A 14,228-nucleotide genomic window follows, 5' to 3' on the forward strand; every position below is an offset into this window, starting at 1 on the left:
GATAGTCGTACGGACGTGCGCCGTATGCCGGTTCGGCCAGAACCGGCACCGACACTAGGGGAATGATCGATCGGATGTCCGTGACCACTCCGCCGCGCCAGGGCAGGACACCACCGCCGGGGCAGCCGCCGCACCCCGGGCCGGGCGGACCCGGGGGGCCGGGCAGACCGGGTGGCCCGGGGGGACCAGGTGGTCCCGGCAGGCCCGGCGGCCCGGGTGGTCCTGGCGGACCCGGTGGGCCGGGCGGACCCGGCGGCCCGGGTGGTCCCGGTGGGCCGGGCGGCCCCGGGGGGCCGGGTGGTCCGGGCAGGCCGGGGCCTGCGGGCGCGGTGCCCGCCGGACCGCCGCCGACCCGGGTCTCGGCGCGCAGGCGGGCCCGCGGCGCGAGCCTGGGCCCGCTGCCGGTGGCCAACCTGGTCGTGCTGGAGGTCGGCCTGGCGATCGGGCTCATCCTGCTGGCGATCAACCTCAAGCTGGTCTACGTCGCCATCGGCATCGCGGTCGTCGCGCTGGTGGTGGCGTTCCTGCGCTGGCGCGGCCGCTGGTTCACCCAGTGGGTCACGGTCACCGCGCGCTACCTCGCCCGCTCGCACACCCGCGTCACCAAGCCGACCGGCGTGGTGACCATGGAGCAGATGGCCCCGGGCAGCGAGGCCGAGGTCACCGGCCCCGACGACCCGCGCGTGGCGCTGCTGCGGCTGGCCGTGCCCGACCTCGTCGTGGCCCACGGCATCGACCACGAGCGCAAGCCGGTCGGCCTGGCCTGGCACGAGGGCACCTGGACGGCGGTGCTGCTGGTCGACCCGGCCCCCGGGCTGATCACCAAGGTCGGCGCGACGCCCAGCCTGCCGCTGGCCGCGCTCGCCCCGTGCCTGGAGGACCGCGGCGTGGTGCTCGACGCGATCCAGGTGATCTGGCACTGCTACCCGGGAAGCGCGGCGCTGCCGCCGAACTCCCCGGCGCTGGCGTCCTATTTGGAGGTCCTGGGTGGACTGTCGGCCGCGGCGCGGCGCAGCACCTGGGTCGCGGTGCGGCTGGACCCGCGGCGCTGCCCGGCCGCGGTGCGCGAGCGCGGCGGCGGCGTCGTCGGCGCCCACCGCGCGCTGATCGGCGCGCTCTCGCGGGTGCGCAACGCGCTGGAGTCGCGCGGCGTGCCGACCCGGCCGCTGGACCCCGACGAGCTGCTCAAGGCGGGCATCTCCGCCGCCGAGCTGACCGGCGTCGCGGGCTCGCAGGCGCGGGTGTCGCTGCGCGAGCGCTGGACCGGCGTGACCGCGGCGGGCATCGGCCACGCCAGCTACGCCATCACCGGCTGGCCGCAGGGCAAGGCCGCGCAGAGCCTCAACACGCTCACCAGCGTGCGCGCGCTCTCGGCCACGGTCACCATGTCGATCTCCCCCGGCGCGGACGAGGGCCTGGTCGGCCTGCGCGGGCTGGTGCGCGTCAGCGCCCGCAACCCCGACGAGCTCGGGCACGCGGACGAGCGGCTGACCGCCATCGCCGACCGCATCGGGATCACCCTCACCCCGCTGCGCGGGCTGCAGGCCGCGGGCCTGGCCGCGTCGCTGCCGCTGGGAGGCCAGGTATGAGCAGCAGGCTGATGGACACCAAGGGCGGCGCGGGCGTCGCGCCGGAGTTCCTGGTGCCGCCGGAGATGCTGAGCGCGGTCAGCCCGTCGGGCGACCGCGGCGGCATGGTGCTGGGATCCAGCCCGCGCGGCGAGCCGCTGCTGGTCTCGGCGCTGCGGCCCGCCCCCACCCGGATCGTGCTGGTGGGCGGGCTGTACCTGGCGCGGCAGGTGGCGCTGCGGGCGATGGCCGTCGGCGCGTGGGTGGTCGTGGCCACCGGTCGGCCCGCGGCCTGGCAGGTGCTGCAGAAGGCCGCCGGGACCGGCCCGGACGGGCGGCCTGCGCCGCTGGTGCAGATCCGGCGGCTGAGCCCGGTCGAGCTGCCCCGCCCCTCCGAGGACGGCCCGCTGCTGGTCGTGCACGACGGCGGCCCGACGCCGCAGGAGCTGTTCCCGCCGCGCTCGCCGTGGCAGACCACCGTCTACGTGCTGCCGTACATGCACCCGCAGGCCGGGGCCACCGCGAACACCGCCGACCTGGTGCTGATGCAGCGCCTGCCGGTCGGCCAGGCCCAGCTCGCGGCCCGGATCTGGCGGCTGCCCCCGCCGATGGTGCAGGAGCTCAGCTCGCTGGCCGACGACCAGGTCGTGGCCCTCGGTCGCAACATGTGGGAGCGCATGCGGCTGGTCACCACCCAGAAGGAACAGCAGATCCTGGGGCCGGTCCGCCGAGGCGACTGAGCCATCCGGACCAGCCAGGTGCTCCCCGGGGGGCAAACGCTTCCCAGGGAAGGCCCATCTGTTCATAAGTGGACGCCCTCATACACGGAATACCCCTTGCGGCGGTTAACGGCGATAAACCACTGTGAGGAAGTCCGCGCGGACACCCTGCAACATCACATCTCCCCAACCAGCACGCGGCCCTGACCACGAGGGTCTGGCGCCGCATGCTCCCTGCACCAAGGAGATCGACTGATGGGTAAGTCTCGCGCCGAGTCGCTGCGTCGGCTCGCCGGGGTGGGCATCGCCGCGGCGGCCACCGCCGCCGCGGGCGTCGGCCTGGTCGCACCAGCTGCTGCCGCCGAGGGCCAGATCCTGGGCGCCGGCAACGCGACGGCCATCGAGGGCAGCTACATCGTCGTCATGAAGGACGGCGTCCAGGCACAGGGCGCCACCGCCGACGCGCTGGCCGCGCGGCACGGCGGCAAGATCAAGCACCGGTTCAGCGCCACCATCAAGGGCTTCTCGGCGACCATGTCCGAGCGCCAGGCCAAGCGGCTGGCGGCCGACCCCGCCGTCGCCTACGTCGAGGCCGACCAGGTGGTGTCCATCGCCGAGGACCAGCTCAACCCGACCTGGGGCCTGGACCGCATCGACCAGACCGACCGGCCGCTGGACAACAAGTACTCGTTCACGACGCGGGCGGCCAACGTCAACGCCTACATCATCGACACCGGCATCCTGACCACGCACAACGACTTCGGCGGGCGCGCGGTCCACGGCCGCGACACCGTCGACAACGACAACAACGCCACCGACTGCAACGGCCACGGCACCCACGTGGCGGGCACCGTCGGCGGCGGCACGTACGGCGTGGCCAAGGGCGTCAAGCTCTACGCGGTCCGGGTGCTCAACTGCTCGGGCTCGGGCACCAACGCCGGGGTCATCGCGGGCGTGGACTGGGTGACCCAGAACCACGTCAAGCCCGCCGTGGCGAACATGAGCCTCGGCGGCGGCGCCTCCACCGCGCTGGACGACGCGGTGCGCCGCTCGATCTCCGCGGGCGTGACCTACGCGCTGGCGTCGGGCAACTCCAACACCAGCGCCTGCAACTCCTCGCCCGCGCGGGTGGCCGAGGCGCTGACGGTCAACGCCAGCGACAGCAACGACGCCAGGGCCAGCTTCTCCAACTACGGCACCTGCACCGACCTGTACGCGCCCGGCGTGAACATCACCTCGGCGTGGTACACCGGCAACACCGCCACCAACTCGATCAGCGGCACGTCGATGGCCTCCCCGCACGTCGCGGGCGCCGCGGCGCTGTACCTGGCGGCCAACCCGTCGGCCACCCCGGCGCAGGTGAACGCGGCGATCATCGGCGCGGCGTCCACCGGCAAGATCAGCAACCCGGGCACCGGCTCGCCGAACCGCCTGCTCTACACCGGCCAGGGCGGCGGCGAGGAGCCGCCGACGGGCTGCGACCCGGTCACCAACGACACCGACGTCGCCATCCCGGACGCGGGCTCGGCCGTGACCAGCTCCATCACCATCGCCAACTGCGACGCGGCGTCCTCGACGTCCAAGGTGGCCGTCGACATCCGCCACACCTACCGCGGTGACCTGGTCGTCGACCTGATCGCCCCGGACGGCTCGTCGTACCGGCTGAAGAACTCCAGCGGCTCGGACAGCGCGGACAACGTCATCGCGACCTTCACCGTCAACCTGGCCGGGGAGTCCCCGAACGGCACCTGGCGCCTGTCGGTCCGCGACGTGTACCGCTCCGACACCGGCACGATCAACAGCTGGACGCTCGACCTGTGATCCGAGCCTGCTCGGCATGACGGCATGAGCGGCGGGGCCCGCCGAGTTCCCCCGGACTCGGCGGGCCTGCGCGCGTCAGCGGGTGCGCACGTTGCGGGTGAGGTCGGCGCGGGCGGCCAGCTCGTCGTCCGGCGGGTAGTCCACGCCGATGAGCGCCAGGCCGTGGGCCGGGGCGACGGTGATCTCCGAGGGGCGGCTCGTCGCGGTCAGCATCGACGCGGGCCAGTCGGCGGGCTTGCGGCCCTCGCCGACGGCCAGCAGCGCGCCCATGAGGCTGCGGACCATCGAGTGGCAGAAGGCGTCCGCGGAGACCAGCGCGACCAGCTCGTCCCCCTCGCGCACCCACTCCAGGCGCTGGAGCTCGCGGATGGTCGTCGCGCCCTCGCGGCGCTTGCAGAAGGCGACGAAGTCGTGCTCGCCCAGCAGCAGCGCCGAGGCCGCGTTCAGCGCGTCCAGGGACAGCGGCCGCGGCCAGGCCACCACGAAGCCGCGCCGCAGCGGGTCCGCCTGCCACGGGGTGTCGGTGATCCGGTAGGCGTAGTGCCTGCGCAGCGCGCCGAAGCGGGCGTCGAAGGCGGGCGGGACCACCCGGGCGGCCAGCACGCGCACGTCGGCGGGCAGCGCCCGGGACAGGCGGAACACCAGGTGCCCGGGGTCGGTGCCGGCGGGCAGGTCGGCGTGCGCCACCTGGCCGCTGGCGTGCACGCCCGCGTCCGTGCGGCCCGCCACGGTCAGCCGCACCGGGCGGCGCAGCACCCGCTCCAGCGCCTCCTCCAGCACCCCGCACACGGTGCGCCGCGACGGCTGGCGGGCCCAGCCGGAGAAGCCCGCCCCGTCGTAGGCGATGTCCATGCGGAAGCGGGCGAGCCCGCCACCCCCGGCTGGGGTGACGGGCTCGCCCTGGACGTGCTCGGTCAGGACGTCTTGTCCTTGTCCGCGGCGTCGTCGGCGCCCTCCGCGGGCTCCTCGGCGGCGTCCTTGGTGGCCGACTCGGGCGCCTCGGCGTCCTGGTCCGCCACGTCGGCGGCCGCGGTGGTCTCCGCGTCCTCGGCCGGGGTCTCCTCGGCCTTGGCGGCGTCGGCCTTCTTCTCGTCCGCGGCGAACTTGGTCTTGCGGGCGGCCTCGGCCTCCGCGGTGACCGTCTTCTCCTGGATGAGCTCGATGACGGCCATCGCGGCGTTGTCGCCCCGGCGCGGCATCGTCTTGACGATGCGCAGGTAGCCGCCGTTGCGGTCGCTGAAGAACGGGCCGATCTCGGTCATCAGGCGCTGGACGACGTCCTTGTCCCGGATGACCTTCATGATCTCGCGGCGGTTGTGCAGGTCGCCGCGCTTGGCCTTGGTGATCAGCCGCTCCGCGTACGGCCGCAGGCGCTTGGCCTTGGCCTCGGTGGTGGTGATGCGGCCGTTCTGGAACAGCGAGGTGGCCAGGTTGGCCAGCAGCAGCCGCTCGTGGGCCGGGCCCGCGCCCAGCCGGGCGCCCTTGGTTGGGGTGGGCATTGGATGCTCCTTGATTAAGATCAGCGAGGCCCGCGAGGACCTAGAGCTGCTCGGTCTCCGCGTAGTCCTGGCCGTCGTCGTTGCCCGTGTCCGCGCCGGTCGACCAGCCCGCGTCCGCGGAGTAGTCGGTGGCCGCCGCCGACGGGTCGAACCCGGGCGGGCTGTCCTTGAGCGCGAGGCCGAGGCCGACCAGCTTCATCTTGACCTCGTCGATGGACTTCGCGCCGAAGTTGCGGATGTCCAGCAGGTCCGCCTCGCTGCGCGAGACCAGCTCGCCCACGGTGTGGATGCCCTCGCGCTTGAGGCAGTTGTACGAGCGCACGGTGAGGTCGAGGTCCTCGATCGGCATCGCGTAGGCGGCGATGGTGTCCGCCTCCTGCGGCGAGGGGCCGATCTCGATGCCCTCGGCGTCGACGTTCAGCTCGCGGGCCAGGCCGAAGAGCTCCACCAGCGTCTTGCCCGCCGACGCGACGGCGTCGCGCGGCGTGATCGACGGCTTGGTCTCCACGTCGAGCACCAGCTTGTCGAAGTCGGTGCGCTGCTCGACGCGGGTGGCCTCGACCTTGTAGGTCACCTTGAGCACCGGCGAGTAGATCGAGTCGACCGGGATGCGGCCGATCTCGGCGCCCGCCTGCTTGTTCTGCATCGCCGGGACGTAGCCGCGACCGCGCTCGACGACGAGCTCGATCTCCAGCTTGCCCTTGCCGTTGAGCGTGGCGATGTGCAGATCCGGGTTGTGCACCGTGACGCCCGCGGGCGGCACGATGTCGCCCGCGGTGACCTCACCGGGGCCCTGCTTGCGCAGGTACATCGTCACCGGCTCGTCCTCCTCCGAGGAGATCACCAGCTCCTTGAGGTTGAGGATGATGTCGGTGACGTCCTCCTTGACGCCCGGCACGGTCGTGAACTCGTGCAGCACGCCGTCGATGCGGATGCTGGTCACGGACGCGCCGGGGATCGAGGACAGCAGCGTGCGCCGCAGCGAGTTGCCGAGCGTGTAGCCGAAGCCGGGCTCAAGCGGCTCGATGACGAAGCGGGAGCGGGTCTCGTTGACCGGCTCCTCGGTCAGGGTGGGACGCTGTGAGATGAGCACTTCTGGGATTTCCTTTCCGAAGGCGCCCGCTATATGACGCCAGTCGAAAGCCGGGCGGCGGCCGGGTCGGCCGCCGCCCATGACGGCTACTTCGAGTAGAACTCGACGATGAGCTGCTCCTGGACCGGCACGTCGATCTGGGCGCGCTCGGGCAGCTGGTGCACGAGGATGCGCAGGGTCGACGGGACCAGCTGCAGCCAGCCCGGGATCGGCCGGTCGCCGACGGACTCCTTGGCGATCACGAACGGCAGCGTGGGCAGCGACTTCGGCTTCACGTCGATGATGTCGAACTTCGACACCTGGAAGCTGGGGATGTTGACCTTCTTGCCGTTGACCAGGAAGTGCCCGTGGCTGACCAGCTGCCGCGCCTGGCGGCGGGTGCGGGCCAGGCCTGCGCGGTAGACCACGTTGTCCAGGCGGGACTCCAGCAGCTGGAGCAGGACCTCGCCGGTCTTGCCCTGGCGGCGCACGGCCTCCTCGTAGTAGCGGCGGAACTGCCGCTCCAGGACGCCGTAGGTGTAGCGCGCCTTCTGCTTCTCCTGCAGCTGCAGCAGGTACTCGCTCTCCTTGACCCGGCCGCGGCCGTGCTGGCCGGGCGGGTAGGGGCGGCGCTCGAAGGCCTGGTCGCCGCCGACGAGGTCGACCTTGAGGCGACGCGAGATGCGCGTGGCGGGGCCGGTGTAGCGTGCCATGGTTTCTACTCCTCCCCGTTCCTCAGACCCGGCGCCGCTTGGGCGGGCGGCAGCCGTTGTGGGGCTGCGGGGTCACATCCTGGATCGTGCCGACCTCGAGGCCCGCCGCCTGCAGCGACCGGATCGCGGTCTCCCGGCCGGAGCCGGGGCCCTTGACGAAGACGTCGACCTTCTTCATGCCGTGCTCGGCCGCCTTGCGGGCGGCGTTCTCGGCGGCCATCTGCGCGGCGAACGGGGTCGACTTGCGCGAGCCCTTGAAGCCGACGTGCCCGGAGGACGCCCACGAGATCACGGCGCCGGTCGGGTCGGTGATGGAGACGATCGTGTTGTTGAACGTGCTCTTGATGTGGGCGTGCCCGTGCGAGACGTTCTTCTTTTCCTTGCGCCGGACCTTCTTGACTCCGGCGCCGGTGCGCGACTTGGGGGGCATGTCTTGGGTGTTCTCCTACTTGGAACGCTTCGAGGTGGTGACGGTGGGGGCCGCGTGCCGGATGACTGTCCCGGCGTCCGTGTACAGCTCGCGCAGGGCAGCCGGGCGGCTGCTCCGGGGCGCGACGGCAAGAGCCATGAAGGCCCGGTTGCGTCGCCGCTGCGGGGCGACGACCACGGTCTGGCGGCCCGTGCTCACTTCTTGCCGGCCTTCTTCTTGCCGGCGACCGTCTTCTTCGGGCCCTTGCGGGTGCGGGCGTTGGTCTTGGTCCGCTGACCGCGGACCGGCAGCCCGCGACGCCAGCGCAGGCCCTCGTAGCAGCCGATCTCGATCTTGCGTCGGATGTCGGCCTGCACCTCGCGGCGGAGGTCACCCTCGACCTTGTAGTTGTTCTCGATGTAGTCGCGCAGGCGGGTCAGCTCCTCGTCGGAGAGATCCTTCACGCGCAGGTCGGGCGAGATCTCGGTGGCGGCAAGCAGCTCCTTGGAGCGCGTGCGGCCGATGCCGAAGATGTAGGTGAGCGCGATCTCCATCCGCTTGTCGCGGGGGAGGTCGACGCCAACGAGTCGTGCCATGGCGGCTTCTGTCTCCTGTCGGTATCTCCAGGTCTGCTCCCCCGCCACCCCCGGCCGACTCAAGGTCGGGGACCCGGCCTGGAGACCGGGCGTGAACCGGGTCCGTGTGACCCGGCAGGTCGAGGGAGGTCCTCGGGTGCGGCGTGATCAGCCCTGGCGCTGCTTGTGGCGCAGGTTCTCGCAGATCACCATGACCCGCCCGTGACGGCGGATCACCTTGCACTTGTCGCAGATCTTCTTGACGCTCGGCTGGACCTTCACGTCCTTGTTTCTCCTGCTTCGGCCGCGTGCCCCCGCCAGGGCGGGGGCAGCAGTAGTGGCCCGGTCCGCGGCGGACCGGGGGTCACTTGTAGCGGTAGACGATGCGGCCGCGGGACAGGTCGTAGGGCGAGAGCTCTACGACGACCCGGTCCTCGGGCAGGATGCGGATGTAGTGCTGCCGCATCTTGCCGCTGATGTGTGCCAGCACCTTGTGGCCGTTCTCCAACTCGACGCGGAACATCGCGTTGGGGAGTGGCTCGACCACGCGGCCTTCGACCTCGATGGCCCCGTCCTTCTTGCCCATGTCCTCCGCGTTTCGTGACGGTGTCGGGTGACACTGCCGAGCCGCGCGCCAGGGCAACAGCTACCCTTGTCCCGGACGACACGCACGACAGAGACGGCGCTTGCACAGCGCCACCTGCCCAGTGTACGCACCCGCGCAGCGTCACCCAAATCGGGTCCAATACCCCACGGCCGGCCGCGTCGCAAGCGTGTCGGAGCGGTCCGCCGTTCACCCAGTAGGGTCATCACCTGGCAGTCTGGGTCGCACCGGGGAGGTCACGTGCAGTACGCACGGCTGGGATCGTCGGGGCTGAAGGTGTCGCGGATCGCGCTCGGCTGCATGAGCTACGGCGAGCCGGGGCGCGGGACCCACCCGTGGACGCTGCCGGAGGCCGAGGCGCTGCCCTTCCTCACCCAGGCGCTGGACCTGGGCATCAACTTCCTGGACACGGCGAACATGTACTCGCTGGGGTCGAGCGAGGAGATCGTCGGCTCGGCCATCCGCAGGCTGGGCGTGCGCGACGAGGTGGTGCTCGCCACGAAGGTGTACTTCCCGATGGGTGACCCGCTGACCGGCGGCCTGTCCCGCAAGGCGATCCTGCGCGAGCTGGACCGCTCGCTGGCCCGGCTCGGCACGGACTACGTCGACCTCTACATCGTCCACCGGTGGGACTACGAGACCCCGATCGAGGAGACGATGCAGGCCCTGCACGACGTCGTGCGGGCGGGCAAGGTCCGCTACCTCGGCGCCTCGTCGATGCACACCTGGCAGTTCGTCACCGCGCAGTACACCGCCGACCTGCACGGGTGGACGCGGTTCGTCAGCATGCAGAACCACTACAACCTCATCAACCGCGAGGAAGAGCGGGAGATGCTGCCGTACTGCCGCGCCGAGGGCATCGGCGTGACCCCGTGGAGCCCCCTGGCCAGGGGCAAGCTCACCCGCGACTGGGACGAGACCTCCCCCCGCACCGACGGCGACCCCATCCAGGCCGGGCTCTACGCCGCCACCGACCAGGCCGACCGCGAGGTCGCCCAGGTCGTCGCCGACATCGCCGCCGAACGCGGCCTGCCCCGGGCCCAGATCGCCCTCGCCTGGCTCCTGCACCAGCCGGGCGTCACCGCCCCCATCATCGGCGCGACCAAACCCCACCACCTCACCGACGCGGTAGCGGCCTTGGACGTCACCCTCACCCAGGACGAACTCGACCGCCTGGCCGCGCCGTACGTCCCCCACCCCATCGCGGGCTACAGCTAGCCCTCGACCTGGGCCGGCCGCAGCGCGCGCAGCGACAGCCCGGCCGCCGCGACGGCAGCGGCGGCGCTGAGGGCGACCGTGGCCAGGATGAACCCGGTCGGGATGTCCAGCACGAGCCCGACCGGCGCGTTGACGGTGATGAGGAGGAGCGGGATCGCCCCGCCGGGGACCGCGACGAGCAGCGCCACCACCAGCGCGTGCAGCGCCTGGGTGAGCAGGACCCGCAACGACCAGCGCCGCGGCAGCCCGATCGCCAGGAAGCGGGCCGCGTAGTCGCGCAGGAGCCGGGCCTGGCCGCGCTGCACGGCCCAGAGCAGGCCGAAGCCGGTGAGCGCCAGCCCCGCGGTCCCGAGGTACCACTCGCCGGGCAGCTCGGTGGGCAGCGGGACGACGTGGTGCTCGACGTACTTCGGGTTGATCCCCTCGGCCGCCACCCGGTCGACGGCGCGCTGGATCGCCGCGTCGTCCAGGCCGTCGAAGACGTACTGCCGGGCCGGGTCGGTCCGCAGGCCGAGCCGCTCGGCGGTGGACTGGAGGATCACGCCCGCGAAGGCGGCCTGGTAGGCCGGGTCGACTTGCAGCGAGGTCGTCGGCAACTGCGGGGTGCTGGTCCACTGCCCCGCGACGTGGTTGCCGATGCTCTGCTGGACCCCCGCGTCCGTCCAGTCGACCACCCCGCCGTTCCGCAGCACCTCGGCCGCCTCCGCCGTCGGATGGTCGGTGAACACCTTGAGATCGTCCACCGAGGCGAGGACGAGGATCCCGAACGAGCCGCCGCCCTTGCGCGGCGTGCTGAACCGGCCGTCCACGCCGCCGAGGACCGCGGGCGCCCCGACCCCCGCCGCGGCGCCGACCAACTCGGCGACCCGGGCCGCGGTCTCGGGGGAGCTGTTGCCGGAGCTCACCCAGATCTGCCCCGGCGCGACCCGGGCGTGGTTGCGCGACTCGTCCGTCCGCTGCTGGGTGGCCTGCAGGGTGGCCACGGCCGTCGGCACGGCGATGCAGCAGGCCAGCGCGGTGGCCGCCAGCGCGTGGCGGGCGCGGTCGCCCTCGATCAGCCGCCTGGCGGTCAGCGTGGTGCTCTTGGCCGTCGACAACAGCCGGGTCGCCAGGGCGAGCAGGTCCGGGGTGAGCAGCAGGAGCCCCGCGAGGAACTGGATGGCCGCCGCGCTCATCCGGTCCAGGGTGGGGACGCCGGACGCGGCGAAGCACCCCCGGGCGACGAGCAGGGCGGCCAGCACCCGGCGCAGCCAGGCCCACGGCACCGCCGCGGCGACCCGCCGCACCCGCGCGCCCCAGCCCCGGGCGTCGCGCAGGCGCAGCCAGGCGCCCGCGACGCACACCGCCACCGCGACCACCCCGGCGAGCAGGCTGCTCGGCACCGGGGAGGGCATCGGCGACAGCGGGTGGTCCGACAGGGCGGGGACCACCGCCAGCCTGCCGATCAGGCCCAGCACCAGCCCCGCCAGCGGGCCCAGGCCCACTGCCGCCGCGGCCACCAGCGCCAACGCCCCGACCAGCGCCGCCCGCACGGTCCCCCGCGCCAGGCCGACCCCGGAGAGCCGCGCGAGGATCCCCGCCTGCCGCGACCCGTTGATGCTGACGACGAACAGCGATGCCAGTGCCGCCAGGAGGATGGCCGGGTAGGTGTGCAGCAGCGGCAGGCGCTCGGTGAGCGGCGCTTGGGCGGAGAACTGGACCCGGGACTCGTGCGAGGTCAGGATGCTCTCGGCGACGTCCTCCGACGCGCCCACCGCGGCCAGGGCGGCGGCCACGGCACCGGGGTCGGCGTCGCCGGACCAGAACACCCGCGCCTGGCCTGCCGCCTGCGCGAAGCCGGGCGCGATCAACTCCGCGGGAAACGTCCGCCAGGTCCCGGGCGCCGCGATGATCCACCACGACTCCTCACCGAACACCGGCGTCACCGAACCGACGACCCGCAGCTCCACGTGTCCGGCGAACACGGGAACGCTGGCAGGCCGACCGATCTCGCCCGCCAGCGCGGTCGAGAGGACCACCTCACCCGGCTCCGCAGGCCATCGACCGGCCTCAAGTGGGTAGCTCCCGGGAAAGCGCGCCTCGACCGCATCCCCTTCGACATAGGAAACCGTCTTCGTCCGCCCGGCGCTGTGCTGGGCGGCGAGGTCGTCGGGCACCACGCTGAAGCTCCGGATGCTCGGCCACGGGTCCTGCCCACCCGCGCGGCGCACCGCGTGGACCAGATCGGCCACGTGCTCGTCGGCGAGGTCGTCGCCGAACGGGACGCCGACGGTCAACGCCTGGTCGTGGACGCCGAGATTCCGATCGGCCAGTTGGTCCCCGGAGAGGGCGATGGCGTTGACGACGACGAAGGTGCAGGTCGTCAACGCCAAGGCGACCAGCACCGCGGCCGCGCTGGCCAGCTGCCGCCTGCTGCGCAGCGCCAGCCGCAGCAGGGTGGCGACGTAGCGCAGGGTCACGCGCCGATCCGCCCGTCGACGATCGTGTGCACGTCGTCCGCGTAGTCCGCGGCGAGGGGATCGTGGGTCGCCACGAGCGCCGTCACGCCCAGATCGGCGCACAGCCGCGAGATCGTCTCGAACAGCGCTTTCGAGTTCGCGGAATCGAGGGCGCCGGTCGGCTCATCCGCGAGGAGCACCCGCCTGCCCCCGACGAGCGCGCGGGCGATCCCACCCGCTGGCGCTGCCCGCCGGACATCTCCAGGGGCCTGCGCCCGAACAGCTCGGCGATGCCGACGCGGGCGAGGGCCTCCTCCGCCGCCGCGACCGCCGCGGTCTTCGCCATCCCGCGGGCCAGCAGCGACAGGTAGACGTTCTCCCCCGCGGTGAACTCGGCGACGAGGTTGTGGTCTTGGAACACGACGCCGACGGTCGTCAGCCGGATCTGGGCGCGGTGGCGCTCGGCGGCGTGGGCCACGTCCAGGCCCGCGACGGTGACCTGGCCGGAATCGGGGGTGTCCAGACCGGCGACCAGGTTGAGCAGGGTGGACTTGCCCGACCCGCTCGCGCCGTAGAGGCAGGCGAACGCGCCCTCCTGCACGTCGAGGTCCACCCCGTCGACCGCGGTGACGGTCTCGACCCCGACCTGGTAGCGCTTGACCGCCGCCCGCACGCAGATCACCTAGCCAGCACCTCCACCGCTAGCGGAGGCGGGTCACCGGCCCCCCAGCGCGCGATCAGTGACGACCCGCACGGTAGCGGCGGACCGCAAGTTGATCAAGGAAGTCGGGTCACTCGGCGGCGGTGAGGACCCAGGGGCCGTCGTCGGTGATGGCGACGGAGTGCTCCCAGTGGGCGGCTCGGGAGCCGTCGGCGGTGATGACGGTCCAGCCGTCCTCCAGCTCGACGGTCTCCTCGGTGCCCAGGGTCAGCATGGGCTCGATGGCGATGGCCATGCCGGTGCGCAGGCGGGGGCCCTTGCCGGGTTTGCCGTGGTTGGGCAGGAACGGGTCCATGTGCATGGCGCTGCCGATGCCGTGGCCGCCGTACTCGCGGACGATGCCGTAGGTGCGCCCGTGGGCCTCGCCGGAGGCGATGGCCGACTGCTCGATGGCGTGGGAGATGTCGGTCAGCCGGGCGCCGGGGGCGACCGCGGCGATGCCCGCCAGCATGGCGTCCCTGGTCGCCGCGGAGAGCTGCTCGTCCTCGGGCGACGGGTCGCCGATGAACAGGGTGACCGCCGAGTCGCCGTGCCAGCCGTCGAGGATGGCTCCGCAGTCGATGGAGATGAGGTCGCCCTCGGCCAGGACCTGGGTGCGGCTGGGGATGCCGTGCACGATCTGGTCGTTGACCGAGGCGCAGATGCTGGCCGGGAAGCCGTGGTAGCCCTTGAAGCTGGGGATGGCCCCGGCGTCGCGGATGGTCTGCTCGGCCAGCTCGTCGAGCTCCTGGGTGCTGACGCCGGGCTTGGCGGCGGCGGCCAGCGCGGTGAGGGTCCGGTTGACCACCAGACCCGCCGCCCGCATCGCCTGCAGCTCGGCAGGCGACTTGATCTCGATCATCCGGCCGCGCCACTTCGCCAAGCCGCTGAA

Annotated in this window: 15 protein-coding genes; 4 read left to right on the forward strand and 11 right to left on the reverse strand. The window is 72.6% G+C overall.

What is annotated here, in order from left to right; translation table 11 throughout:
- Window positions 1-404: 404 nt before the first annotated feature.
- From eccE to ACWEPX_RS19110, 3 genes are all read left to right on the forward strand, one after another.
- The gene (eccE, locus tag ACWEPX_RS19100; RefSeq protein ID WP_451898595.1) at window positions 405-1,589 is read left to right on the forward strand and encodes a type VII secretion protein EccE; all 1,185 of its coding nucleotides are present in this window, start codon (window positions 405-407) and stop codon (window positions 1,587-1,589) included.
- Complete coding sequence (locus ACWEPX_RS19105; RefSeq protein ID WP_451898529.1) at window positions 1,586-2,308, forward strand: hypothetical protein; 723 nt, start codon at window positions 1,586-1,588, stop codon at window positions 2,306-2,308. Before eccE ends, ACWEPX_RS19105 begins: the two co-directional genes overlap by 4 nt.
- 234 nt (window positions 2,309-2,542) lie before the next feature.
- Window positions 2,543-4,108 (forward strand): S8 family peptidase, encoded by a 1,566-nt coding sequence (locus tag ACWEPX_RS19110; RefSeq protein ID WP_451898530.1) that lies wholly within the window; start codon window positions 2,543-2,545, stop codon window positions 4,106-4,108.
- 75 nt (window positions 4,109-4,183) lie between these two features.
- Here ACWEPX_RS19110 and truA read toward each other — a convergent pair whose 3' ends face one another.
- From truA to infA, 8 genes are all read right to left on the reverse strand, one after another.
- A complete protein-coding gene (gene truA, locus ACWEPX_RS19115) occupies window positions 4,184-4,960 on the reverse strand; it encodes a tRNA pseudouridine(38-40) synthase TruA (protein ID WP_451898531.1) in 777 nt (258 codons plus the stop codon).
- A 62-nt stretch (window positions 4,961-5,022) separates the two neighbouring features.
- Window positions 5,023-5,607 (reverse strand): 50S ribosomal protein L17, encoded by a 585-nt coding sequence (gene rplQ, locus ACWEPX_RS19120; protein ID WP_451898532.1) that lies wholly within the window; start codon window positions 5,605-5,607, stop codon window positions 5,023-5,025.
- A gap of 40 nt (window positions 5,608-5,647) precedes the next feature.
- Window positions 5,648-6,700: a DNA-directed RNA polymerase subunit alpha gene (locus ACWEPX_RS19125; RefSeq protein WP_189209518.1), complete on the reverse strand. Its 1,053-nt coding sequence runs from the start codon at window positions 6,698-6,700 to the stop codon at window positions 5,648-5,650.
- Window positions 6,701-6,786: 86 nt separating this feature from the next.
- The gene (gene rpsD, locus ACWEPX_RS19130; RefSeq protein WP_451898533.1) at window positions 6,787-7,392 is read right to left on the reverse strand and encodes a 30S ribosomal protein S4; all 606 of its coding nucleotides are present in this window, start codon (window positions 7,390-7,392) and stop codon (window positions 6,787-6,789) included.
- Window positions 7,393-7,414: 22 nt separating this feature from the next.
- The gene (gene rpsK, locus ACWEPX_RS19135) at window positions 7,415-7,822 is read right to left on the reverse strand and encodes a 30S ribosomal protein S11 (protein ID WP_451898534.1); all 408 of its coding nucleotides are present in this window, start codon (window positions 7,820-7,822) and stop codon (window positions 7,415-7,417) included.
- Window positions 7,823-8,016: 194 nt separating this feature from the next.
- Window positions 8,017-8,397: a 30S ribosomal protein S13 gene (gene rpsM / locus ACWEPX_RS19140; protein WP_451898535.1), complete on the reverse strand. Its 381-nt coding sequence runs from the start codon at window positions 8,395-8,397 to the stop codon at window positions 8,017-8,019.
- Between the two features lie 147 nt (window positions 8,398-8,544).
- Window positions 8,545-8,658: a 50S ribosomal protein L36 gene (rpmJ, locus tag ACWEPX_RS19145; protein ID WP_010148647.1), complete on the reverse strand. Its 114-nt coding sequence runs from the start codon at window positions 8,656-8,658 to the stop codon at window positions 8,545-8,547.
- Window positions 8,659-8,740: 82 nt separating this feature from the next.
- Window positions 8,741-8,962 carry a translation initiation factor IF-1 gene (gene infA, locus ACWEPX_RS19150; RefSeq protein WP_005166804.1) on the reverse strand — a complete coding sequence of 74 codons (222 nt, stop codon included), beginning with the start codon at window positions 8,960-8,962 and terminating at the stop codon, window positions 8,741-8,743.
- A 258-nt stretch (window positions 8,963-9,220) separates the two neighbouring features.
- Here infA and ACWEPX_RS19155 point away from each other — a divergent pair, with 258 nt between their 5' ends.
- Complete coding sequence (locus ACWEPX_RS19155; RefSeq protein ID WP_451898536.1) at window positions 9,221-10,198, forward strand: aldo/keto reductase; 978 nt, start codon at window positions 9,221-9,223, stop codon at window positions 10,196-10,198.
- Here the strand turns inward: ACWEPX_RS19155 and ACWEPX_RS19160 are convergent.
- The 3 genes from ACWEPX_RS19160 to map all read right to left on the reverse strand — a co-directional run bounded on the left by ACWEPX_RS19160 (window position 10,195) and on the right by map (window position 14,198).
- Complete coding sequence (locus ACWEPX_RS19160) at window positions 10,195-12,657, reverse strand: hypothetical protein (RefSeq protein WP_451898537.1); 2,463 nt, start codon at window positions 12,655-12,657, stop codon at window positions 10,195-10,197. The genes ACWEPX_RS19155 and ACWEPX_RS19160 overlap by 4 nt on opposite strands.
- A gap of 82 nt (window positions 12,658-12,739) precedes the next feature.
- On the reverse strand, window positions 12,740-13,318 hold the full coding sequence (locus tag ACWEPX_RS19165) for an ABC transporter ATP-binding protein (RefSeq protein WP_451898538.1): 579 nt from the start codon (window positions 13,316-13,318) through the stop codon (window positions 12,740-12,742).
- A 109-nt stretch (window positions 13,319-13,427) separates the two neighbouring features.
- Window positions 13,428-14,198 carry a type I methionyl aminopeptidase gene (gene map, locus ACWEPX_RS19170; protein ID WP_451898596.1) on the reverse strand — a complete coding sequence of 257 codons (771 nt, stop codon included), beginning with the start codon at window positions 14,196-14,198 and terminating at the stop codon, window positions 13,428-13,430.
- Window positions 14,199-14,228: the final 30 nt, after the last annotated feature.

This window comes from Actinokineospora sp. NPDC004072 (assembly GCF_053604195.1).

Coding starts and splice junctions, on each gene's coding strand:
- rpsM (WP_451898535.1), bottom strand. CDS start 8,397: ATGGCACGACTCGTTGGCGTCGACCTCCCCCGCGACAAGCGGATGGAG.
- infA (WP_005166804.1), bottom strand. CDS start 8,962: ATGGGCAAGAAGGACGGGGCCATCGAGGTCGAAGGCCGCGTGGTCGAG.
- rplQ (WP_451898532.1), bottom strand. CDS start 5,607: ATGCCCACCCCAACCAAGGGCGCCCGGCTGGGCGCGGGCCCGGCCCAC.
- ACWEPX_RS19105 (WP_451898529.1), top strand. CDS start 1,586: ATGAGCAGCAGGCTGATGGACACCAAGGGCGGCGCGGGCGTCGCGCCG.
- truA (WP_451898531.1), bottom strand. CDS start 4,960: ATGGACATCGCCTACGACGGGGCGGGCTTCTCCGGCTGGGCCCGCCAG.
- ACWEPX_RS19110 (WP_451898530.1), top strand. CDS start 2,543: ATGGGTAAGTCTCGCGCCGAGTCGCTGCGTCGGCTCGCCGGGGTGGGC.
- map (WP_451898596.1), bottom strand. CDS start 14,198: ATGATCGAGATCAAGTCGCCTGCCGAGCTGCAGGCGATGCGGGCGGCG.
- rpsD (WP_451898533.1), bottom strand. CDS start 7,392: ATGGCACGCTACACCGGCCCCGCCACGCGCATCTCGCGTCGCCTCAAG.
- rpsK (WP_451898534.1), bottom strand. CDS start 7,822: ATGCCCCCCAAGTCGCGCACCGGCGCCGGAGTCAAGAAGGTCCGGCGC.